This is a genomic window from Microbacterium sp., assembly GCF_031180975.1.
Taxonomy (GTDB): domain Bacteria; phylum Actinomycetota; class Actinomycetes; order Actinomycetales; family Microbacteriaceae; genus Microbacterium.
Genome location: NZ_JAPSLI010000015.1, coordinates 1 through 22,487 on the forward strand (window position 1 = coordinate 1; position 22,487 = coordinate 22,487).

The following is a 22,487-nucleotide window of genomic DNA, read 5'->3' on the forward strand; positions in this document are numbered from 1 at the left end:
CATGTCACCCAGCTCGGGGGCGGGCTGCTGGAATGGACCAGCCCCACCGGACGGGTCTACATCGACCGCCCACCCGCGCAGAACACCGTCACCTTCACCGACACCGACCCACCCCCGCCGCACGAACCAGCATGGCGCGACCACGTCTGGGCCACCCCACCACCGCAGATCGACGCACCCTTCTGAACCCGGCGTTGCGTCTCGCGCCGCCTGCGGCGGTGCTCGCTCAACGACCGGAAAGGAGCGACCCGTACCAGCGCGGAGCGTTTCGTCTCGGGCGCGCTCCGCGCGTCCTCGCTCAACGACCGGGAAGCGGCGGCGCTCGCTCAACGACCGGGACCTCTTGGAGGGGCTGACGGGAATCGAACCCGCGCTGTCTGCTTGGGAAGCAGAAGTTCTGCCATTGAACTACAGCCCCGCACGCCGTGTGGCGCTCGGCCAGCATAACAAAACTTCAGCCGGCGGCAGGCCGGACGGCATCCGAACTCTGCCCGGTGTGCACCGGCAGGATCAGCGAGAAGGTCGTCACCCCCGAGCAGCAGATGCTCGCCGAGCGATCTCGGCGAGCTCCGCCGAGATCGCCAGGCCGATGCCCTCTCCCGATGTCGCGCTGCGCTGCTCCGGTCGGCGCTGGAACACGCTGTTCCCGCGCGGCCGCGGCCCGTCATCGGCGACCTGCACGGTCACATACTCCTTCTGGCGCACCCCGCTCAGCCGCACGTCGCCGCGGCCGTGCTTCAGCGCGTTCTCGATGAGCACGTCCAAGATCTGCGATATCGGGGATGCCGCGGAGCCGAGCGACGCCTCCGCGCGGGTCACCACGATCCGGTGGTCGCCGGCGACCAGACCGCCGACGTGGTGGTCGTGGAGGTCCGCAGACGCCTCGCCCGCGGCGAAGGTGCCCAGGCTCAGCGGACCGGCGGCGGTCAGCTCGCCGAAGGTGCCTGACCACACCGGGGTGGCGGTGCCGGTGCGGGTGATGACCAACGAGAGGTTGGACTTGGTGGCGAAGCCGTTCGCGGCGTCTTCGGTGAGGGTGAAGTCCGAGGCCAGGGTGCCGGAGTTGGTGATCGTCACCTTGCCGTTGAGCGTGTCGCCCGGCTTCAGGTTGGAGAGGTTGAAGATGGCGCTGCCGGCCTTGGAGTTGGTCTGCTGCAGGGTGCCGGAGCTGAACGCGTTGGCGGCGTTCACCGAGTTCGAGACGAAGTCCGCACCCGAGCCGACGGTCACCACCGCGGCGACGAGCAGGCCGGCCAGGGGCACCAGCAGGCGGGTGCGCGAGCGTGCGGGGCGCGCCTCAGCGGTGGCGGGCGCCTCGGGGGAGTTGGCATTCATCGGTTGATCCGTTCTCTGCGAGTCGAGCGGGAGAAGCTCTTGAGACGAAGCTACGAAGGCCCCGGCAACCACCCATCCACGCTCGGGCAACAGCACGGCAAGGGTTGTGCCACAGAGTCGGACGCCGGTAACAGCACCGTGAGCCACCGCCCCGCCGACTACGCTGATCACGTGCTTCTCAGCGATCGCGACATCAGGGCGGAACTCGCGTCGGGCCGGATCGGGCTCGCGCCGCACGACCCGGAGATGGTTCAGCCGTCCAGCGTGGACGTCCGCCTCGACCGCTACTTCCGGCTTTTCGACAACCACAAGTACCCGTTCATCGACCCATCGGAGGATCAGCCCGAGCTCACCCGGCTGATCGAGGTCGATCCGAACGAGCCGTTCATCCTGCACCCCGGCGAGTTCGCGCTCGGTGCGACCTTCGAGCAGGTCACCCTGCCCGACGACGTCGCCGCCCGGCTGGAGGGCAAGTCCTCACTGGGTCGGCTCGGCCTGATCACCCACTCCACGGCCGGCTTCATCGACCCGGGATTCACCGGCCACGTCACCCTCGAGCTCGCGAACGTCGCCACCCTGCCGATCAAGCTGTGGCCAGGCATGAAGATCGGTCAGCTGTGCTTCTTCCGTCTGACCTCGCCCGCCGCGAACCCGTACGGCTCCGGACCGTACGGCAACCGTTATCAGGGGCAGCGCGGGCCGACGGCATCCCGCTCGTTCCACAACTTCCACCGCACCGACGTCGGCGTCACCGACGCGGGGGCGGTTGGCGGCTGATCCGGACGATCGGTCGGATGCGGCGGACGCCCGGTCGGGTGCGGCATCCGCCCGGCGACCAGGCTGGGAGCATGACCACCACCGCCCCGCTCCCCGTCGTCCCGGCCGCCGCGCCGGCGCGCCTGCGCTACGGCGCACTGCTCGCGATGATGGCGATGAGCTTCCTGCTCGTCACCGCCGAGTTCCTGCCCAACGGCGTGCTCACCGAGATCGCCGCCGAGCTGCGCGTCACGCCGGGCCAGGCCGGCCAGCTGGTCACGGTCACCGCCCTCGTCGGTCTGTTCGTCGCACCGACGATCGGTCTGGCGCTGCCGCGACTGGACCGCCGCACCCTGCTGGTGTGGATGGCCGTCTCGGCCGCCGTTTCCAACGCCGTCGTCGCGATCGCCCCGAACCTGGCGCTGATGCTGCTCGCCCGGGTGCTGCTGGGCGCTGCGCTGTCGGGCTTCTGGACCATGTCGATCACCGTGGCCGCCCGCATCGCCGGCCCGGAGCGGCTGGGCCGTGCGGTGATGTTCACCTCCGCCGGCACGTCGCTCGCGACGGTGGCAGGGGTCCCGCTCGGCGTGATGCTCAGCGAGCTGGCCGACTGGCGCGCCGTATTCGGGATCGCCGCGATCGCGACCGGTGCGCTCGCCGTGGCACTGCGGATGCTGCTGCCGCGCGTGCCGGCCGAGAACGCCGCGCGACTGTCGGTGCTCGCCGAGACCCTGCGCCGGCCCGGCATCGGGCTGGGAGTGGTCGGCCACATCCTCGTCGTGCTCGGACACTTCCTCGCGTACACCTACATCCGTCTGGCGCTGGAGCGCGTGCAGACCGAGCACGGCGCGGTCGACGCCGGGACGATCATCGTGCTGCTGGCGGTGTTCGGCATCGGCGGGTTCATCGGAAACCTCGCCGTCGGGCCGATCATCGACCGCACCTACCGTGCGCTCGCCGTGCTGAGCCCGGTCGTCATCGCCGTGATGGTCGCACTGGTCATCGCCGGCTCCGGGTCGATCTGGACCGTCGGCGCCGCCGCCTTCGTGTGGGGCTTCTTCTTCGCCTCCTGGCTGCTCATCGTGAACACCTGGGTGGGCCATCGGATGCCGGACCGGCTGGAGGCCGGCGGCGGCATCGTCGTCGTCGGGTTCCAGGCCGCCATCATGCTCGCCGCCGGCCTCGGCGGGATGCTGGTCGACACCCTCGGCGTCGAGGCGGTCTACCCGCTCGGCGCGGCGGTGCTCGTCGCCGGCGCGGTGCTGTTCGGGATGTCGAACCGGGCCGGGAGCGCCTGACCAGGCGCCGCCCGGGTCAGACCGGCGAGCGGTCGCGGCTCGGCAGGTCGGGGAACGCCTCGGCGACACCGCGATGCACGATCGCACCCTCACGGGTGTTGACGCCGAGGGCGAGCGCCGGGTCTGAGCCGATCGCCGCCTCGACGCCCTCGGCGAGCCGGCGGACGTAGGGCAGCGTGGCGTTCGTGAGCGCCTTCGTCGCTGTCTGCGGCACCGCACCGGGCATGTTCGCCACGCAGTAGTGCCGGATGCCGTCGACCTCGAAGATCGGGGACTCGTAGGTCGTGGGGTGCGAGGTCTCGAACGCCCCGCCCTGGTCGATGGCCACGTCGATGAGCAGTGCACCCGGCGAGAGGATGCGCAGCTGCTCGCGGGTGACGACCTTCGGCGCGGCGCGCCCCGGCACCAGGACCGCGCCGATCACGACGTCCGCGAGGGCCAGCTCCTCCTCGACCGTCGCCGTGTCCGACATCAACACCCGCGCCCGGCCGGCGAATTGCGCGTGCAGCTGGCGGATCCGGCTCGGCGACATGTCGAGGACCGTCACGTCGGCCTGCATGCCCATCGCCAGCAGTGCGGCCTGGGTGCCCACCACGCCCCCGCCGATGACCAGCACCCGGCAGGGCGCGACACCGGGAGACCCGCCGAGCAGGCGCCCCGGTCCGCCGCCCTCGCGCGTGAGGTGGTGAGCGGCGGCGTGCGCGGCCAGGCGCCCGGCGATCTCGCTCATCGGGGTCAGCAGCGGCAGCCCGGTCTCGTCCTGCACCGTCTCGTAGGCGATGGCGAGCGTTCCTGCTCGCAGCAGCGCCTCGGTGAGCGGCCGGTCGGCCGCGAGATGGAGGTAGGTGAACAGCGTCAGGTCGTCACGCAGGAACCGGTACTCGGATTCGATCGGCTCCTTGACCTTGACGAGGAGCTCGGCCGACGACCATGCCTCCTCGCGGGTGGCGATCCGCGCCCCGGCGGTGACGTACTCCTCGTCGGGATGACCGGCCTTCACGCCCGCGCCGGCTTCGACGGTCAGGTCGTGCCCGCGGCGGACGAGGTCGGCGGCACCGGCGGGGGTCATCCCGACCCTGGCCTCCTGGGGTTTGATCTCGGCGACGACGGAGATGCGCATGGGTCCGGGCTCCTTCTCACGTGGCGCCTCGGCGGGTGGCCGAGCGCCGATGCTGCTTCGGTGAGATCGACGCTAGCCCGCGGCATCCGGCAGGGGAAGGGTCTGGCGCCGTCAGTGCGAGACGCCGCCCGCCGCCCGCCATGCCGATGGCGTGAGGCCGGTGTGGCGACGGAAAGCGCGACTGAACCCTTCGTCGGAGCCGTAGCCGAGTGCACGGGAGACGTCGCTGACGCTGCGTCCGCCGGTCAGCATCCGCTGCGCCGCCCGCATGCGCACCTCGGCGACGTGCTGCGCCGGCGCGCGCCCGAACGCGCTGCGGAACCGCTCCGCGAAAACCGACCGCGACATCGCGCCGATCGCGGCGAGCTGCTCGACCGTCCAGTCCCTGCCCGGGTCGGCCCGCACGGCCTCCACCACCCGGTCGAGGAACGGGTCGCCCGAGGGGGAGGGCCACCCCGACGGCGCGCACCCGAGGCTCGACCATGCCCGCACCAGCGACTGCAGCAGCGTGGTCGCCATCATCCGGCAGATCACCAGGTCGCCGCCGCGCTGCGGGGCGACCTCGTCCGTGCCGAGGTGCCGCGCCAGCGCGGCCGCGGCGGGCTCGAGCCGGTCGAACGCGCGGACCCAGGCCGCCTCCGGCAGCAGGTCGGAGACGTGCGCTGCGGCGTCGTCGAGTTCGAGCTGGGAGAGCAGGATGCCGGATCCCGCCGGCACACGGAGAGCGAGCGGACGGCCACGGGACAGCAGCGCGTCACCCGCGGCGAGCACGTCGGGCAGGCGGGGGTGGGAGAGCGGATGGGCCTCGCCGTCGAGCACGTAGGCGACGGTCAGGGCGGAGGCCTCGACGGCCAGCAGCTCGTCGGACGCGGCGACCACGCGTCGCTGGCGGCGGATGCGCACGGAGATATCGCCGAGCACGCGTTCGAGCGCGTCAGGGACGGCATCCGCTGTCGTCGGCGCAGGCGTCGCGAGAAGGCTCATGACCAGTCGAACCGGTCTTCGGGGCCGGCTATTCCGGGGACGGCCGGGCGTCTCAGCGGGCGCGCGGCGGCGCGGTGGAGGCGCGCACGACGAGCTCCGGGTGCACGTCGGGCGCCGAGCCCTTCGGCTCATGACCCTCGAGCCGCTCGATGAGTCGCAGCGCGGCCGCGCGCCCCATGTCCTCGAACGGCTGTCGCACCGTGGTCAGCGCGGGCGACGCGTAGGCGGCGAGGGCGATGTCGTCGACGCTCACCACCGAGACGTCGTCCGGGACGCTCCGCCCCGCCTCGTGCAGCGCGCGGATCAGGCCGAACGCCATCTCGTCGCTGGATACGAACACCGCGCTGACGTCGGGGATCGCCGCGATCGTGCGGCCGGCGCGGTACCCGGACTCCGGAGTCCAGTCGCCGGGGATCACCGGGGGAGGCGTGATGCCGCGCTCGATCAGCATCCCCTCCCACGCGCGCAGGCGCTGGTCGCTCTCCAGCCAGTACGGGTCGCCGCTGACGTGCCACACCGTCCGGTGGCCGAGGTCGAGCAGGTGCCCGACCGCGAGCCGCGCGATCTCGGCCTGGTCGATCGCGTGCGGGGCGTCGGCGTCCATCGAAGTGCGCTCACTGCGCGTGGTCGGCACGCGCTCGGCGCGCTGGCGCATGGCCGGGGTGTCCAGCTCCACCGGAACGCCGAGCACGATCCCCTCCGCGCCCTGCCGCTCCAGCCGGTCGAACGCGGCGACGAACGCCTCGTTGGACGCGTGGTCGGCGACGGCGGCGGTGGTGACGGTGTAGCCGTTGTCCGCGGCCGCCTGCTCGACACCGACGCCCAGCGCCGCGGACGAGTACCGGTCGGTGGAGACCTGGATCACGCCGAGGATGCGGGTGCGGCCGGATGCCAGCGACGCGGCGGCGGCGTGGACGCGGTAGCCCAGCTCCTCGACCGCGCCCAGCACGCGCCGCGCGGTCTCCGGCCGCACGTGCTGGTTCCCGGACATGACGCGCGACACGGTCTGCGTCGACACCCCGGCGAGGCGCGCGACATCGACCTGACTGGGGGGCCTCTTCTGCCCGAGACGGCGCGGTGACATGGTCCGATGGTAGCGCTGAGCCCGCAGGATCCCGCCGATCCCGGAAAGGGGCGATGCGATAATGTGAACGCAAACATCGACCCCTCTGTGAGAGCCATGACATCCTCCTCCACCCCCTCCCTCACGTGGCATTCCGGCGGGCTGCTCCGCGACGGCCGACCGCACCGCATCCTGGCCGGCGCCGTGCACTACTTCCGCATCCACCCGGATCAGTGGGAGGACCGGCTGCGCCGGCTGGTGGCCATGGGTGCCAACACGGTCGACACCTACGTGGCGTGGAACTTCCACGAGCGTGTGGAGGGCGACCGCGACTTCACCGGCTGGCGTGACCTCGAGCGGTTCATCCGCATCGCCGGCGACCTGGGACTCGACGTGTTCCTCCGCCCCAGCCCGTACATCTGCGCGGAGTGGTCGAACGGCGGTATCCCGTTCTGGCTGAGCGGCCGCACCAGGGCGCTGCGCACCAGCGACCGGGTGTTCCTCGCCGCGGTGGACGCCTGGTACGACGAGTTGATCCCGCGAATGGTGCCGCTCCAGGCGGCGCACGGCGGACCCATCCGCCTCATCCAGGTCGAGAACGAGTACGGCTCGTTCGGCAGCGACCAGGCGTACCTCACGCATCTGCGCGACGGGTTGCGCTCGCGTGGCATGGTGGAGCTGCTCACCACCGCCGACGGCACCACCCCCGACATGGTCGCGCACGGCAGCGTGCCGGAGGCGATGGGCACCTTCACCTTCGGCACCGGCGTGCCGAAGGCCCTGGAGCTGCTGCGTGACGGTGACGCGCTGATGTGCAGCGAGCTGTGGGGCGGCTGGTTCGACCACTGGGGTGAGAAGCACCACGTCCGCTCCGCCGACAGCATGATCGGCACCGTCCAGGAGCTACTGGATGCCGGCGGCTCGGTGAGCGTGTACATGGCGCACGGCGGCACGAACTTCGGCCTGTGGGCCGGCGCGAACCACTTCGGCATCCTTCAGCCCACCGTGACCAGTTACGACTCCGACGCGCCCATCGGAGAGGACGGCACGCTCAACGCCAAGTTCGGCGCGCTCCGGGCCGCCTTGGCGCCGTTCCACGACGGCGACCTGCCGCCCGTGCCCGCGGCGCCGCGCCGGCAGGCCGCGGCGGTCGCCGAGCTGCTGCCGCAGGACTCCCTGCTGGATGCCGTCCGCGCGCTCCCGGTCCGGGCCACCGCGCCCGTGCCGATGACCTTCGAGGAGCTCGGTGCCGAGGACGGACTCGTCGCGTATCAGGCGCAGGTCTCGTTCCCCGCGGACGCCACGCTCGGCATCCACGGACTGCGCGACCGTGCCACCGTCTTCCTCGACGAGGTGCGGCTGGGCACGCTCGAGCACGACGGCGCGCACGAGCTGCCGCTTCCGGCGGGCGGCGGCACCGGCACGCTCACGATCGTCGTGGAGAGCCTGGGCCGAATCAACTACGGCCCGCTCACCGGCGAGCGCAAGGGCATCCTGCAGGGCGTCGTGGTCGGCCGGCGATTCGTGCACGGCTGGACGCACCGGGTGTTCGGCGACGGCGTGCCGGGCCCTTCGACGAGCTCAGGGAGCTCCGGGACCCCGACCCCCGACGGGATCGCGACGGCATCCTTCGAGATCGCGGAGCCGCTGGACGCCTGGCTGGCGTTCCCCGGCGGCGCGAAGGGCATGGTGTGGCTGAACGGCTTCCTGCTCGGCCGCTACTGGGAGCGTGGCCCGCAGGAGACCCTGTACGCCCCCGCGCCGCTGTGGCGCGAGGGCCGCAACGAGATCGTCGTGCTCGACACCGACCGACTCGGCGGTCGGGTGGAGATCCGCGAGACCCCGTCTTTCGGCGAGGTCGAGGAGTTCATCGGCGGCTGACCCGGCAGACATGAGAATGGGGGCGGATGCCGCGGCATCCGCCCCCATTCGTGTGCCCGGGGCTACTCGGCGCAGACGACCTTCGCGTCCGCCCAGTCGGCGTGATCGCGGAAGTCGACGCCGTTCTTGTCGACGACCAGCTCGAGCACCTCGACGCCGGTGACGTCGACGATGATCGGCGTGCCGGGGTCGTCCCACGTGATCGAGCCGGTGTCGTGCAGCACGGTCGCGCCGTCCCGCACCCGGAAGATCACGTCGCCCTCGCCCTTCTCATCCTTCGAGTCGTCCAGGCCGACGGTGGCGGTGAACGTGGTGCACTGCCCGCCGAGGTACACCTTGACCGACGAGTCCGCGTGCGTGCCGAGACCCTTGGCGAAGGTGACCCCGCCGATGGTGAGGGGCGTGCCGTCACCGGCGGCGTCCTCGCCGTTGGACATGTCGCGCTCGACCGGTCCCCAGCCGTTGGCCTCGCTGACGAACGGCAGATCGCTCAGGTACGCGGTGCCGGCGGGTGCGGTCGGCTCCTCCCCGCCGCCGCCCTGGCTGGGCGTGTCGGAGCAGGAGAACTTCGCATCGGCCCAGTCGGCGTGATCGTTGCCGATGCCGTCGCCGCCGTCACCGACTACGAGGTCGACGAACTGCGCGCCGGTGATGTCCGCGCTGAGCGCGTGCGTCGCGGTGGTCGCCTTCATCAGCGGGGACGTCGCGACGGTGCGGCCGTCGGCCACGACGGCGAACGTCACAGAGCCGCGGGTGGGCTGCTTGTCATCCACGCCGACGTCGGCCGTGAACACCGTGCAGTATCCGCCCAGGTAGTAACGGATCTTGCTGGGCGCGTGCGCGCCGAGCCCCTTCTCGTAGACGACCCCGTTCAGGGTGATCGGTGCGCCGTCCCCCTGCCCCTGCTCGCCGTTGGACTGGTCGCGCTCGACCGGACCCCAGCCGTTGGTGGCGCTCACCCAGTCGTGATCACTGGCGTACACGTCGGCCTGCGGGGGCTTCGGCAGCGTGCGCACCGTCGTGGTGGAGCTGATCGTGCGCGGCCCGATCGGGTCGACCGTAGTCGTGTAGGTCGCGGTCGCGGTGATCGGGTACGAGCCGTCGGCGGATGCCGGGGCGGTGATGCTCCACGTGGTGTCCAGCCGGCCCTTGGCGGGCAGATCGGCGGCCGTCGCGGGCGTGGTCGCCTCGGCCGTCCAGCCCTCCGGCAGCTCGAGCGACACCGCCAGGTCGGCGATCGGCGCGGACTCGTCCGAGGTGAACGTGGTGGTGAACTCCTGCGCCACGCCCTGCTGCACGACATCCGGGCCGAGCTCGCCGCGCAGCTGCGCGCAGGCCGGCACCGAGTCGGCGGGCCCGAGGTCCTCGACCAGGAAGTCGTCCAGGATCAGGTCCGCCGCGCCACCGCCGATGCGCTGCAGGCCGACGAAGGCGTCACCGCACGGGCTGCCGTCGACGATCTGCTCGAAGCGGGTGGTCCCGTGCACCGCGCCGAACTCGACGCTGCCCGTCACCACCGGCCCGGCGGCCGAGTCGTAGCCCGACACCCAGGCGTACTCGCCGTCCAGGGTGCTCTGGTAGTCGAACGACACCCGGTAGCGACGGCCCTGCTCGAACGGCACCGTGTACTCCGAGGTGCGGTAGACCAGCCCGGAGTTCTCCTCGTGCGCCATCAGCGACCAGTCGCCGTTCAGGATGTTGTCGATGTCGCGGCCGTTCCAACCGGCCTGCGTGTACGGCTCGTGACGCTTGGCGATGTGCGTGCGCGGGTCGGTGGTGCCACCGGCGCGGCCCTTGATGAAGGGGCCCCATCCGGCATCCACGTCCTCGAAGTCCTCGCGGGCGATCACACCGTCGTCGAGCTTCGGCGCCTTCGCCGCGATGATCCGCACGTCGTCGACCCGCACCGGGGCGTCGCCGTCGGCGGCAGCGATCGTCAGCTTGGGACGCGTCCCGTCGGCGGGGACGGTGAAGTGCACCTTCAGCCGTTGCAGCGTGGTGCCGTTCCACTCGTCGGATGCCATGTAGTTCCGGGCGTTCGACGAGTCGATCGTGATCGCGGCGTCCTTCCCGCCCGGCACGACCACGCTCAGAGTCGTCTCCCGCGTCTTGGTGGCGTCGATGCCGACCCACGCGCTCGCCGTGTACTCGCCGGCGGCGAGTTCGCCCAGGCGCTGGGAGATCGCTGACGCGCCCACACCGAACAGCGCCGAGCGCCGCCCCAGACCGTCGCGCTCGATGGACACGGCCCCGGTCGGGTTCCAGGCGTCCAGGCCGGTGCGGTTGAAGCCGGGGTCCGTCACCGGGGTCCCCTCACCGAAGCGCACCTTCGACGGCAGCGCGTTGCCGGCATCCGCCTTCGTGCCGGCGACCAGCACGTAGGGCTGCCCGGGTGCGGCCTCGATCGTCACGGCGCCGTCGCTCACCGGCAGATCGGCGACCTTCTCACGGCCGCCGTCGCCGAGGGCGAACAGCTGCAGCGTGGCGTTGCCCGCGAACGCTTCGGTCAGCGTCCAGGTCGTGGAGCCGCCCGCGGGGTTGTAGTGGTAGAGCTTGTCGACGTCGCCGCCGGGCTTCGACGCCCACGGCAGCAGGTAGGTGCCGCCGCGCAGCACCTCGGTGCCGTCGACGGTGATCGATCGGTCAGCGGCCGTGGTGCCGGTGGCCCGCACGCCGCCTTCGAAGTCGACGGCCTCGTCGGTCCAGCGCGTGATCTCGTGGTGCTGCAGGAACTTCGCGGGGACGTTGGCCTTCCACACGTTCTCGAGGAACCCGTTGAAGTCGTTCTGGCCCGTCCAGCCCTCGAACTCGACGATGTGGCTGGTGCCGAGACGCGGATCCGGGTTCCAGACGTCCGCCTCGGTGTTGTTCACGAAGCGGAGGATCTTCGAGTTGACCCCCTTGTTGGTGGAGCCGCCGTAGTTCTCGTCGTTCGCCCAGTGCGACCAGGTGTTGTTGGCGGCGAGCTTGTCGGCCCACTCCGATCCGACCCGGAAGCCGTGCTCGACGAGGGAGTCCTGGATGGTCTTCGCCAGCCAGCCGTGCTCGTAGTACACGTCGACGTAGACGAAGTCGAGGTTGTCGTGCGTGGCGTCCGCGAGTTCGCCGATCCGCTCGTCCAACTCGCCGGAGACCCGGTCGTAGCGCTGGTCGATGTAGTAGGACTGGTCGAGCCAGTTCCAGCCCGGCTTGTCCTCCTCGGCGATCTCGTCGCTGAACGAGTTCGCCTCCGGGTAGATCTCGGTCGCGTTGATGTGCACGCCGAAGGAGGCGTTCCACTTCTCGGCGGCTTCGAGGGCGGTGTTCAGCTCGTCCAGGCCGCCGGCGCGCTCGTTGAAGTTGTCGCCGTAGTCGGTGTTCGCCGAGTCGTGGCCCTCGCTGGTGTAGCCCTTGAGCATCGCCACCTGGCCGAGCCCGTCGGTGTTCAGCGCGATCCGCTTCACGTCGTCGAGGGTGCGCAGGAACGGGTGCGTGGCCTGCGAGGCGAAGTTGAACGGGATGTGCGTGATGACGTTGTTCGGCGTCTGGTCGCCCTTGAACGGTCCGACGCGCAGGTCGCGCAACGCGATGGCGCCGTCCTGCCAGTCGACGGTGCCGTCGGCGTTGGCATCCGGGGTGATCGCGACCTTGACCCAGGGGAGCTCCTCTGGTTCCTCGGCGTCCTTGGCGCGGTACAGCCACTGCCCGCTGGAGACGCCCACCTCCACCTCGTCGCCGTCCTTGACGGCCTGACGCCAGAAGTTGCCGGAGTCCTTGTTCGCCGGCCCCGGCGAGGAGTCGTACAGCGCGTTCGTGGTGAACGCTGCGGCCAGTTCCCCGGTGTGGGCGAGGATCGTGTTCGAGGAGACCGGCTTGGCGTCGACCGGGGTCTCGCGGGTGACGGAGAGGAAGGTGTCGCCGGAGACCGCACGGTCGACGGACAGGTTCGCCGCCGCGATCGCCGAGCCGGGTTCGCGGGACGACACCGTCACCAGGTCGTGTCCGGGGATGCGCAGCGTCACGACCCGGGCATCTGGGTCGTGGATCTCGGTGAAGGCGAGCGTGACGACGTTCTTCTCGACGCTCAGGCGTGCGGTGAACCGGACATCGGCGAGCTCGGTCGGGGTGATCGTGTACTCGACCGTGGTCTTGTCGATCTTGGTGCTGGTCACGGTCACCGGCTGCGCCGTGCCGTTGATCTCCAGCGAGGTCAGCAGCGTGTCCTTGCCGTGCAGCACGGCGCCGCTGTCGCGGTCGGTGTAGCTGACGACCTGCGGGAAGGCCTGAGAGGCGCGCACCTCGAGGGTGCCGCTGCGCAGCACGTGCTCCGCGGCGGCGTCGGCGCCCCAGGCGGGAGCCGCTGCGAGGGGCGACAGGCCGGTGATGACCAGGGCGCAGCCCAGTCCTGCTCCGGCCCATCTGCGGGGGGTCTTCATACTGGCTCTCCTTCGAATCAGTCCGCCGGAGCGAGGGGGACCCGGCCTGCTCGATGATGCCAGACGATGTTTGCGATAACAAGAGCGATGTACGCACGATGACACAGCCGTACCGCTATGGGGGAACAGCTGGTGTCAGCGCTATCAGAACGTGGCGGGGTGACGGCTCAGGCGGCGGCGCGCTCCCGCACCGGCAGCACGAGCGCCAGACCCAGCGCGAGCACCAGCACGATCCCCAGGATGCCGAACGCGGTCGATCCGGTCAGCACGATGAAGGCCGTCCAGGCCGCGGATGCCATCCAGCTGGCAGCCCGTCCGGTCGTGGCATACAGGCCGAAGATCTCGCCCTCCCGTCCGGCCGGTGTGACGCGGGCGAGGAAGGAGCGGGCGGCGGCCTGTGCCGGACCGACGAACGCGCACAGGATGAGTCCGCCGATCCAGAACGCCGTCTTTCCGGCATCCACGAGGAAGAAGACGGCGGTGCCAGCCACCACCATCGCGGCCAGCGACCACACGATGACACGCTTGGGTCCGAAGCGGTCGTCGAACCGGCCGGCGATGATCGTGGAGACGCCCGCGATGAGGTTCGCGGCGATACCGAAGACCACCAACTCGAGGAACTCGAAGCCGAAGACGCTGGCCGCGATCACCGCGCCGAACGCGAAGACACCGCCGAGGCCGTCGCGGAACACGGCGCTGGCGAGCAGGAACCAGAACGTCGGACGGGTGGCCGGGTTGCGGTACAGACCGATGACGTCCCTGACGAGCAGGGCGTACGACGCGAAGAACCCCACGCGGCGGTCGGGTCGTCCGAGCGACGGCTCGGGCACGTTGAGGAAGATCGGGATGGAGAACAGCACGGTCCACACCGCGCAGCCGACCGCGATGAGGCGGAACGGCAGGCCGTCGTCCTCGCCGATCCCGAACCAGTCCATCGCGTAGAACACCACCACCACGATCAGCGCGAGGATGCCGCCGATGTAGCCGAATCCCCAGCCGAGCCCCGAGATCCGCCCGACCGTCTTCGGGGTCGCGATGCCGATGAGCATGGCGTTGGAGTTCACCGCCGCGATCTCGCCGAACACGCTCCCCGCCGAGATGAGAGCGACGCCGAGCCAGAACAGTGACGGGGTCGGTTCCACGAACCACAGGCCCAGCGTGCAGAGCACCAGGGCCCCGGTACCGATGCCGAGCCACAGTTTCTGCCGCCCTGCGGCATCCGCTCTCTGGCCCAGCACGGGCGCGACCAGCAGGATGGCGAGGCCGGCGATCGTCGAGCCGAGGCCGAGTCCGGAGGTCAGCTCGGCGATGCCCGCGAGTCGGGCGGGGTCCTTGGGGTCGAGCCCCTGCAGGGACTCCGGCAGGAACGGGTCCTTGGTGAGGTAGAGCGCGGTGAAGATGAACGTCAGGATGACGGTGTTGAACGGCTGGGTGGCCCAGTCCCACAGCGCCCAGGAGTAGATCTGCTTCTTCGACGGCGGCGCCTCGCCGCGCAGTTCGAGGCCGGTCACTCCGACGGCGCCGCTGTTCGCGGTGGCCTCCGGGTGCGGCGCCGCGTCCCATCCTTCGTCACTCATGCTCGCAGTCTGGCGCGGGCGGATGAACGGCGGGTGGCGGCGCGCCGGATGCCGGATGTCGGTCTGCGGGCGCCGATCAGTGTGGCGCCCTGAGCGTGCGCGCGTACTCCTCCTTGAGCACGGCCAGGTGCAGCCAGCCCTCCACCCTGGTCACGCCAGGCAGCGACCGCAACCGCTCGATGCTCGCGAACAGGGCACCCGCGGACGGCTCGACCAGCGTCGCCACCACGTCGAAGCGTCCGAGGGTGCGCGCCGCGAAATCCACGCCGCGTCCGGCGCGCAGCTCGTCGAGCACGGCCTCGTCGTCGTCGGCCAGACTGAGGCCGACGCCCATGGACAGCTGACGGTGGGTGAGTCCGCGCGCTTCCACCGCGCTGATGGTGATGACGCCGCCGTCGATGAGCCGTTGCACTCGGGTCGCCACCGCCGACGGCGACAGGCGCACCGCCTCTCCGAGGGCGCGGAAGGTGATGCGTCCGTCCTTCTGCAGCAGGTCGATCAGGCCCTCATCGATGGCGTCGAGGGTGATGTCGCCGCGGTAGTCCGACACGAAGAAGCCCTTGACGACGTGCGTGTAGATGACCGTATCGATGTCGTGCACGCCCGGAAGCACGCGCACGCGGGCCAGCAGATCGTGCAGCTCGGCCATCGACCCCAAGCGGACCTCGGCGACCAGATCGTGCACGCCGCCGACCGCCGAGACGAACACGGTCTCCGGCAGTCCGCTCAGGTGCTCACCCACGGGCTGCGCGGCGCCGTCGGTGCGGATGGACACGTGCGCGAGCACGTGCTGGCCGAGGAACACGGGATCGACCGCCGCCACGACGCGCACCGTCCGGTCGTCGAGCATGGCGCGCAGGCGGGCCGCGACCGCGGCTCGCGGGAGCCCGAGGCGGGTCGCCAGTGCGCGCACGCTGGCCCGGCCGTCCTCCTGCAGAGCGCGGATCAGTTCGGCGTCGAAATCCATGGGTTCTCCAGATTCGTCAGGTTCCCCGAACTGATCCGCGCTGGTGGCAGAACAACGGTCAACCTCGCTTCCCGATCAGGGGGATGCCCAATCTTGACGCCCTTGCGCCTCAGAAATCCAGTTGAAGCGCGGATCCGCTGGAGTTCTGACCTTGTCCGGCGGGAACCACCGGGCGTAGCATCCAGGCAGTCCCGACCCCCCATTCCGCAAAGGAGCGGACCATGACATCCACCCACAGCCGAGCCCGCAAGGCCGGCATCGCCGCCTTCGTCGGCACCACCATCGAGTGGTACGACTTCTACGTCTACGCCACAGCGGCCGCGCTCGTCTTCGGTCCGCTGTTCTTCCCGAGCGAGGACCCGCTCGCCGAGACGGCCGCCGCGTTCGCGACCTTCGCGGTCGCCTTCCTCGTCCGCCCGCTCGGCGGCATCGTCTTCGGCCACGTCGGCGACAAGCTCGGCCGCCGCGTCTCCCTGGTCATCACGCTCCTGCTGATGGGTGCGGCCACCGTGCTGGTCGGGTGCCTCCCCACGTACGACGCCATCGGCATCTGGGCTCCGATCCTGCTCATCGCCTTGCGCGCTCTGCAGGGCCTCGCCGTCGGCGGCGAGTGGGGCGGCGCGGTGCTGATGAGCGTCGAGCACGCACCGGAGAAGTCGAAGACCTTCTACGGCGGGTTCACGCAGCTCGGCAACCCGGCCGGCGCGCTGCTGGCATCCGGCGTCTTCGCGATCATGAGCCGCGGCGGCGAGAACTTCATCATCGACGGCGGATGGCGCATCCCCTTCCTGGCATCCATCGTCCTCATCGGCGTCGGCCTGTGGGTTCGGTACCGCGTCGAGGAGTCGCCGGTCTTCGAGGAGAAGGTGTCCGGCCGTAAGCAGACCATGCCGCTCGCCTTCGCCCTGCGCGTGAACTGGCTGCCCATCCTGCTCGGCATCGGCCTGCTGCCGATCTCCACCGGCGGCTACTACCTGGCCACTACGTTCGCCACCGCGTACGCGACCGGCGAGCCGATCGGCATCAGCGAGCAGCTCATCCTCGACGCGATGACCGTCGCGTCCTTCGTGGAGTTCCTGGTCACCCTGCCGATCGCTTGGCTGGGCGACAAGTGGGGCCGCAAGAACATCATGTACATCGGCCTGGTCACGTCGGTGCTGACGTTCGCGCCGTTCCTGCTCTTCATGCCGGGCCGCGTCGAGCCGATGGTGTTCCTGTTCGCGTCGCTGGTGCGCATCGCGATGAGCGCCACCTACGCCCCGATCGCCGCGCTCCTGGCGCAGATGTTCCGCCCGCAGGCGCGCTACACGTCGATAGCGCTGTCCTACGGCGTCGGCGCCGCGCTGTGGGCCGGGTTCTCGCCGTGGTTCGCGACCCAGCTGGTGATCTGGACGGGCAGCGTCTGGTCGGTCATCTGGATGTTCGTGGGCATGGCGGTGATCGCCGGGATCTGCACCCGCTTCGCCCCGCAGCACTCCGACGCCGCGCCCGTCACGGCATCCTTCAACCCCCGCACCGACACGACTGTGAACCGCACGCAATGAGAAAACTCTCCGCCTTCGACAGGTCCGCGCAGACCACTCCCCGCATCGTCACCGCCCGTGTGATCCGCACGGTGGACGCCGACGGCAGCACCGCCACCGCCATGCTCGCCGACCGCGGCCGCATCCTCGCCCTCGGCACCCCCGCCGAGTGCGAGGCGGCGGCCGAGGCGGCCGGACTGCGGCCCGAGCACGTCGACCTCGCGGACGCCGTGGTGGTGCCGGGGTTCATCGACCCGCACGCGCACCCGCTGATGTACGGGCAGATGATGACGTGGGTGGACTGCGGGCCTGCGAAGGCGAAGAGCATCCCCGAGATCGTCGCACTGCTGAAGCAGGCCGCCGCCACCCTCCCGGCCGGGCGTCCCGTACGCGGTTACGGCTACGAGCAGCGCAACCTCGCCGAGAAACGGCATCCCACCCGATTCGAACTCGACGAGGTCGCCACCGACCGCGAGGTGTACCTGATGAACGCCTCCGGCCACGGCGGCGTCGTGAACTCGTACACGCTCGCGAGCAACGGTGTCGACCGGGACACCCCGAACCCCGATGGCGGCGAGTTCTTCCGCGATGCCGACGGCGAGCTCACCGGCGAACTGTCGGACGCCGCGTGCAACATCCTCACGGGCGTGCACGGCGTGAAGATCGGCCACCACGGCCCCAACTTCCACCTCGCCGACGAACCCGAGGAACACCTGCGCCAGCTGGATGCCGCCACCCAGCGCTTCCTCGCCGGAGGCGTCACCACGGTCGGCGACTGCCAGGTCACCCGGCGCGAGTTCGACATGTACCTGCGGCTCGCCGAGGCGGGCCGGCTCGACCTGCGCGTGTCGATGTACCTGCTCTCGCACCTGCTCGACGAGGCGCTGGAGATGGGCCTGGTCGGGCAGTTCGGCAATGCGCAGCTCAGCTTCGCCGGCATCAAGTTCTACGCCGACGGCACGCTGGGCGGCTGGACCGCGTACTTCCCGGACGGCTACGTGGGCGACCCGTGCCGCACCGGGCAGCTGTACCACGAGCCCGCGGAGTACGCCGAGCTGATCAGCAAGGCGCACGCCGCGGGCCTGCAGACCGCCACGCACGCGCAGTCGCCGACCGCGATCGAGATGGTGGTGTCGGCGATCGAGGCGGCGCTCGCCGAGCGGCCCGACCCGGACGCCCGGCACCGCATCGAGCACTGCGGGCTGCCGACGCCCGAGCAGATCCGGCGCATGGCGGCATCCGGCATCCGCCCCGTCAACCAGACCCAGCACTACTTCAACTGGGGTGAGGGTGTCGAGGAGGCGATCGGTACCCCCGGCGAGCGGTTCAACCCGCTCGGCGAGTTCCTCGCCGCGGGCGTGCCCGTCACGATCTCGTCGGACGCGCCGGTGGCCGAGCCGATCCCGCTCGAAGCGATCCAAACCGCGGTCACCCGCGTCACCCGCCGCGGGCACAAGCTCGGACCTGACGGCCTGCGCATCTCCGCCGAGGCGGCGCTGCGCGGTCACACCTACGAGGGTGCCGTGTCGCTCGGACGCGAGGACGATCTCGGCTCGCTCGAGGTCGGCAAGTGCGCCGACTTCGCCGTGCTCTCCGACGACCCGCTGTCCGTCGACCCCGAGGAGATCTCCTCGATCCGGGTGCTGCAGACGTGGATCGACGGGGAACGCCGCTTCTCCGCGGAGGGGTCATGACCTCTCCCGACTACGCCGACACCGCCGGCCGCGCCGTCCTTGAGACGATCCGCGGCTACGGCGTGACCACCGTCTTCGGCATCCCCGGCACCCACAACCTCGAGCTGTACCGGCCGCTCGCGGATCTCGGCATCCGCGCCGTCACGAACCGGCACGAGCAGGGCGCGGGCTACGGCGCCGACGGCTGGGCGCAGCAGACCGGTCTACCAGGGGTGGTCATCACCACCTCCGGGCCCGGGCTGCAGAACGCGATGAGCGCGATCGGCACCGCCTTCTGCGAGTCGCGGCCGCTGCTGGTGCTGTCGCCGGGTGTCGCGCTCGGCGCCGAGTTCCAGGACGTCGGCACCCTGCACGAGACGAAGGACGCCACCGCGATGGTCGGCGCGATCGCCGAGTGGTCGGTGAGGGTGGGCAGCGCCGCCGAAGCGGTGGATGCCGTGCACCGGGCGTTCGAGTTGTTCCGAACCGGGCGTCCGCGTCCGGTGCACATCGAGATCCCGCTGGACGTGCTGGAGGCGCCGGCCGAGGTTCCCGCCGAGGCGCGTCGGCCGCGGCCGCTGCCGGAGGCGGTCGCCGGGGACGACGCCGGCGTGGCCGAGGCCGCACGCCTGCTCGCTGCGGCGGAGCGTCCTGCGATCATCGCGGGAGGCGGGGCGACGGATGCCGGTGCCGAGCTGACCGCTCTCGCCGAGCGTCTGGGCGCGCCGGTGCTGACGACCCTGAACGGCAAGGGCACCGTCGACGAGCACCACCCGCTGTCGCTCGGGTCGAACCTGCGGCTGGCTGCCGCCCGGGCGGTCGCGGAGCGGGCGGACGTGTTGCTCGTGGTCGGCTCGAAGCTCGGTGAGGCGGAGCTGTGGGCGCCGCGGCTGGAGGCCGCCGGATCGGTGGTGCGGGTCGACATCTCGCCGGCGCAGCTGCACAAGAATCTGGAGGCGGCCGTCGGGATCGCCGGTGACGCCGCAGCGGTGCTCTCGGCGCTGCTGGCGGAGTTGGCAGAGGCGCGGGATGCCGAGGTGCCTGCTCGCGACGCGCCCGATCTCGCCGGTGCTCGCGCGGCGATCGCCGAGGAGATCCGCGAAACGGCCCCGGAGACCGTCGCACTCGCGGACCGCATCGCCGCCGGCCTGCCGGATGACGTGATCGTGGCGGGCGATTCGTCGCAGATCGTGTATCTGGCGCTGGCGAACGTGCTGCGCGCGTCGCAGCCGCACTCGCTGCTGTACACGCCGACGTACGCCACCCTCGGCTACGGTCTTCCCGCCGCGATCGGCGCGCGCGTCGCGCAGACCGAGCGGCCGGTGGTCACCGTGATCGGCGACGGCGCCCTGATGTTCTGCGTGAACGAGCTTCTCACCGCCGTCGAGCAGCGGCTGGACGTCACCGTCGTGTGCGTGGACAACGGCGGGTACGCGGAGATCAAGCAGAACGAACTCGACCGGGGCATGCAGCCGATCGGCGTGGACCTGGTACAGCCCGACTGGGCGGCGCTCGGTGAGGCGTTCGGCGCGCGCAGCCGGCGTGTTTCCGACGGCGACGACATCGCCGCGGCGGTGCGCGCGGCCATCGACGAGGGCGGTGTGCAGCTGGTGCACATCCCGCAGAGGAAAGGAACTCCATGACCGAGAACGTCGGCCCCATCGACGCCTCCGTGTTCCCGCGGTATGCCGGGATCGCGACCTTCGCGCGGCTGCCGCGCATCGAAGACGTCGAGCGTGCGGACATCGCCGTCGTCGGCGTGCCGTTCGACTCCGGCGTCAGCTACCGCCCGGGTGCGCGCTTCGGTCCGTCGCACGTGCGCGAGTCGTCGCGTCTGCTGCGTCCCTACAACCCCGCGCAGGATGTCTCGCCCTTCGCGGTCGCGCAGGTGGTGGATGCCGGCGACATCGCGGCGAACCCGTTCAACCTGACCGAGGCCGTGTCGGCGATCGAGAAGGCGGCGACGGAGCTCGGCGACCAGGTGCAGCGGATCGTCACGATCGGCGGCGACCACACCATCGCGTTGCCGCTGCTGCGCGCGGTCGCGGCCAAGCACGGGCCGGTCGCGGTGCTGCACTTCGATGCGCACCTGGACACCTGGGACACCTACTTCGGCGCGCCGATCACGCACGGCACCCCCTTCCGCCGCGCGAGCGAGGAGGGTCTCATCGACCTGACGGCGAGCTGCCACGTCGGCACCCGCGGCCCGCTGTACTCCAAGAAGGATCTCGAGGACGACGAGCGGCTGGGCTTCTCGATCGTCACCAGCGAGTACATCGAGGAACACGGAGTGGAGGCGGGCATCGAACGCATCCGCGCCCGCATCGGCGACAAGCCGCTGTACATCTCCATCGACATCGACGTGCTCGACCCGGCGCACGCCCCGGGCACCGGCACGCCGGAGGCGGGGGGGCTCACCAGCCGTGAGCTGCTGCGGATCCTGCGCGCCCTCACCGACCGCAACGTGGTCGGCGCGGATGTCGTGGAGGTGGCACCCCCGTACGACCACGCCCAGATGACCGGCGTCGCCGCGAGCCACGTCGTGTACGAGCTGGTGACGCTGCTCGCCGCCCAGGTGGGCTCCGCTTCCCCCGGCCGTTGAGCGAGCGCAGCGCCCTTCCCGGTCGTTGAGCACGTGCAGGCGCACGCTCCCCGGTCGTTGAGCGAGCGTAGCGAGACGAAACGGGGTGACGGGGCTGACCCTTCCGGTCGTTGAGCGAGCGTAGCGAGACGAAACGTCGTGACGGGCGGGACGGGCTTCCTCCCCCCGGTCGTTGAGCGAGCGCAGCGAGACGAAACGTCGTGACGGGCGAGGCGGGCGGAAGCCGTTTCTGCCTCTTGCGGGTGGTCGTCCAACGCCCCGTATGTGGCGCCCGTCGGGTCCGTCGATCATCGTTATCTCTTCGTGACCTGGGTGCCCTGTTTCGGGCCGGGATCTGGGGTTCGAATGTCGGTGGCCCGTCTCATACTGGGGTGATGAGGGCGCTGTGGGATGTGTCTGCGGAGCAGGTGGCCACGCTGGATCAGCTGGTCGACCTGGCGCAGGGTCTGGAGCGTTCCCTGTCGACGTTGCAGGCGGCCCGGGATGGGGTGCTCGCTCTGGCGTCGCGGTGGGCGTTGTCGGTGGCGGGGGATGCGGATGAGGCGGACGTGTCGGTGCGGGCGGTCGCTGCTGAGCTGGGGGCGGCGTTGCGGGTCACGGACCGGACGGTGCAGCGGCGGATGGCGGAGGCGTCGGAGCGGGTGGAGCGGTTCCCGCTGGTGTGGCAGGCGCAGGGCGCGGGGCGGATCACGGCCGGGCACGCCCGGGTGATCGTGGATGCCGGCGCCCACCTGGACGACCCCGCGGCACGGGACGCGTATTCGGCGCGGGTGGTGGAGGTGGCGGAGCGGGAGTCCCCGAACCGGGTGCGCGGGGTCGCGGCGCGGATCGCGGAGCAGTACCAGCCCCGCCCACTCGAGGACCGACACCGGGATGCCAGGGAGAAGCGGTCGGCGTGGGTGAAGGACGCCCCTGACGGGATGGCGGAGTTCGGGGTGTTCGGTCCCGCCGCGCTCATCCACGGCGCGTTCGACCGCCTCACCACCATGGCCAAAGCCCTCACCGACCCCGACCCTGCCGCCCCGGCGGGATCGGGGGAGGCGTTCGGGCCCGCCGCCACCCGAACCACCACCGACGCCGACGCAGATCTCGCGAACGCCGATGCCGCATCGGCGAGCATGGACCCGGCTGTGCCGGACACCCGCACGCTCTCGCAGAAGCGCGCGGACCTGGCGCTGGATGTGTTGTTGACGGGGGCGCCGGTCGGGCATGACACCCCGGACGGCCGGTTGGCGGGGATCGTTGCGCAGGTGAGTGTCACGATCCCGGTGACCACCCTGATGGGCGCCGGCG

15 protein-coding genes, 1 tRNA gene and 1 pseudogene are annotated in these 22,487 nt (G+C 70.9%); 9 read left to right on the top strand and 8 right to left on the bottom strand.

The annotated features are described in order from the left end of the window. Nucleotides 1–186: pseudogene (locus RIF65_RS14985) on the top strand (hypothetical protein); the annotation flags it as partial. Between the two features lie 158 nt (nt 187–344). Here the strand turns inward: RIF65_RS14985 and RIF65_RS14990 are convergent. Both RIF65_RS14990 and RIF65_RS14995 read right to left on the bottom strand, forming a co-directional pair. After that, nucleotides 345–418, bottom strand: a tRNA-Gly gene (locus RIF65_RS14990). A gap of 107 nt (nt 419–525) precedes the next feature. Continuing rightward, nucleotides 526–1,335, bottom strand: a complete 810-nt coding sequence (locus RIF65_RS14995; RefSeq protein ID WP_309067060.1) for a TasA family protein — start codon at nt 1,333–1,335, stop codon at nt 526–528. Nucleotides 1,336–1,506: 171 nt separating this feature from the next. Here RIF65_RS14995 and dcd point away from each other — a divergent pair, with 171 nt between their 5' ends. Continuing rightward, complete coding sequence (gene dcd / locus RIF65_RS15000; protein ID WP_309067061.1) at nt 1,507–2,112, top strand: dCTP deaminase; 606 nt, start codon at nt 1,507–1,509, stop codon at nt 2,110–2,112. 71 nt (nt 2,113–2,183) lie between these two features. Next, nucleotides 2,184–3,389, top strand: a complete 1,206-nt coding sequence (locus RIF65_RS15005; protein WP_309067062.1) for an MFS transporter — start codon at nt 2,184–2,186, stop codon at nt 3,387–3,389. Nucleotides 3,390–3,405: 16 nt separating this feature from the next. Here the strand turns inward: RIF65_RS15005 and ald are convergent, their stop codons facing one another. The 3 genes from ald to RIF65_RS15020 all read right to left on the bottom strand — a co-directional run bounded on the left by ald (nt 3,406) and on the right by RIF65_RS15020 (nt 6,577). Next, nucleotides 3,406–4,509 (bottom strand): alanine dehydrogenase, encoded by a 1,104-nt coding sequence (gene ald, locus RIF65_RS15010; protein ID WP_309067063.1) that lies wholly within the window; start codon nt 4,507–4,509, stop codon nt 3,406–3,408. Nucleotides 4,510–4,620: 111 nt separating this feature from the next. Further along, nucleotides 4,621–5,493, bottom strand: coding sequence for an AraC family transcriptional regulator (locus RIF65_RS15015; RefSeq protein ID WP_309067064.1), 873 nt, complete (start codon nt 5,491–5,493; stop codon nt 4,621–4,623). Between the two features lie 52 nt (nt 5,494–5,545). Beyond that, nucleotides 5,546–6,577 (bottom strand): LacI family DNA-binding transcriptional regulator, encoded by a 1,032-nt coding sequence (locus tag RIF65_RS15020; protein ID WP_309067065.1) that lies wholly within the window; start codon nt 6,575–6,577, stop codon nt 5,546–5,548. 96 nt (nt 6,578–6,673) lie between these two features. Between RIF65_RS15020 and RIF65_RS15025 the strand changes: the two genes are divergently transcribed. Beyond that, nucleotides 6,674–8,437, top strand: coding sequence for a glycoside hydrolase family 35 protein (locus tag RIF65_RS15025; protein WP_309067066.1), 1,764 nt, complete (start codon nt 6,674–6,676; stop codon nt 8,435–8,437). A gap of 62 nt (nt 8,438–8,499) precedes the next feature. Here the strand turns inward: RIF65_RS15025 and RIF65_RS15030 are convergent, their stop codons facing one another. From RIF65_RS15030 to RIF65_RS15040, 3 genes are all read right to left on the bottom strand, one after another. Beyond that, nucleotides 8,500–12,852 carry an endo-alpha-N-acetylgalactosaminidase family protein gene (locus tag RIF65_RS15030; RefSeq protein WP_309067067.1) on the bottom strand — a complete coding sequence of 1,451 codons (4,353 nt, stop codon included), beginning with the start codon at nt 12,850–12,852 and terminating at the stop codon, nt 8,500–8,502. 167 nt (nt 12,853–13,019) lie between these two features. Then, nucleotides 13,020–14,429, bottom strand: coding sequence for an MFS transporter (locus RIF65_RS15035; protein WP_309067068.1), 1,410 nt, complete (start codon nt 14,427–14,429; stop codon nt 13,020–13,022). Nucleotides 14,430–14,505: 76 nt separating this feature from the next. Continuing rightward, nucleotides 14,506–15,396 (bottom strand): Lrp/AsnC family transcriptional regulator, encoded by an 891-nt coding sequence (locus tag RIF65_RS15040; protein ID WP_309067069.1) that lies wholly within the window; start codon nt 15,394–15,396, stop codon nt 14,506–14,508. Nucleotides 15,397–15,617: 221 nt separating this feature from the next. Between RIF65_RS15040 and RIF65_RS15045 the strand changes: the two genes are divergently transcribed. The 5 genes from RIF65_RS15045 to RIF65_RS15065 form a co-directional block, all read left to right on the top strand. After that, complete coding sequence (locus RIF65_RS15045) at nt 15,618–16,940, top strand: MFS transporter (protein WP_309067070.1); 1,323 nt, start codon at nt 15,618–15,620, stop codon at nt 16,938–16,940. Next, nucleotides 16,937–18,613, top strand: coding sequence for an amidohydrolase (locus tag RIF65_RS15050; protein WP_309067071.1), 1,677 nt, complete (start codon nt 16,937–16,939; stop codon nt 18,611–18,613). Before RIF65_RS15045 ends, RIF65_RS15050 begins: the two co-directional genes overlap by 4 nt. Beyond that, entirely contained in the window at nt 18,610–20,235 is a 1,626-nt protein-coding gene (locus RIF65_RS15055; RefSeq protein WP_309067072.1) for a thiamine pyrophosphate-binding protein, read from the top strand. Before RIF65_RS15050 ends, RIF65_RS15055 begins: the two co-directional genes overlap by 4 nt. Next, a complete protein-coding gene (gene speB, locus RIF65_RS15060) occupies nt 20,232–21,194 on the top strand; it encodes an agmatinase (RefSeq protein ID WP_309067073.1) in 963 nt (320 codons plus the stop codon). Before RIF65_RS15055 ends, speB begins: the two co-directional genes overlap by 4 nt. A gap of 374 nt (nt 21,195–21,568) precedes the next feature. Then, nucleotides 21,569–22,487: DUF222 domain-containing protein (locus RIF65_RS15065; protein ID WP_309067074.1), on the top strand; the 919-nt coding region annotated here is incomplete at its 3' end.

Bases quoted from the DNA above. Each gene is read 5' to 3' on its own strand.
- RIF65_RS14995 (WP_309067060.1), bottom strand. From the start codon at position 1,335: ATGAATGCCAACTCCCCCGAGGCGCCCGCCACCGCTGAGGCGCGCCCC.
- RIF65_RS15005 (WP_309067062.1), top strand. From the start codon at position 2,184: ATGACCACCACCGCCCCGCTCCCCGTCGTCCCGGCCGCCGCGCCGGCG.
- ald (WP_309067063.1), bottom strand. From the start codon at position 4,509: ATGCGCATCTCCGTCGTCGCCGAGATCAAACCCCAGGAGGCCAGGGTC.
- RIF65_RS15015 (WP_309067064.1), bottom strand. From the start codon at position 5,493: ATGAGCCTTCTCGCGACGCCTGCGCCGACGACAGCGGATGCCGTCCCT.
- RIF65_RS15020 (WP_309067065.1), bottom strand. From the start codon at position 6,577: ATGTCACCGCGCCGTCTCGGGCAGAAGAGGCCCCCCAGTCAGGTCGAT.
- RIF65_RS15025 (WP_309067066.1), top strand. From the start codon at position 6,674: ATGACATCCTCCTCCACCCCCTCCCTCACGTGGCATTCCGGCGGGCTG.
- RIF65_RS15030 (WP_309067067.1), bottom strand. From the start codon at position 12,852: ATGAAGACCCCCCGCAGATGGGCCGGAGCAGGACTGGGCTGCGCCCTG.
- RIF65_RS15035 (WP_309067068.1), bottom strand. From the start codon at position 14,429: ATGAGTGACGAAGGATGGGACGCGGCGCCGCACCCGGAGGCCACCGCG.
- RIF65_RS15040 (WP_309067069.1), bottom strand. From the start codon at position 15,396: ATGGATTTCGACGCCGAACTGATCCGCGCTCTGCAGGAGGACGGCCGG.
- RIF65_RS15045 (WP_309067070.1), top strand. From the start codon at position 15,618: ATGACATCCACCCACAGCCGAGCCCGCAAGGCCGGCATCGCCGCCTTC.
- RIF65_RS15050 (WP_309067071.1), top strand. From the start codon at position 16,937: ATGAGAAAACTCTCCGCCTTCGACAGGTCCGCGCAGACCACTCCCCGC.
- RIF65_RS15055 (WP_309067072.1), top strand. From the start codon at position 18,610: ATGACCTCTCCCGACTACGCCGACACCGCCGGCCGCGCCGTCCTTGAG.
- speB (WP_309067073.1), top strand. From the start codon at position 20,232: ATGACCGAGAACGTCGGCCCCATCGACGCCTCCGTGTTCCCGCGGTAT.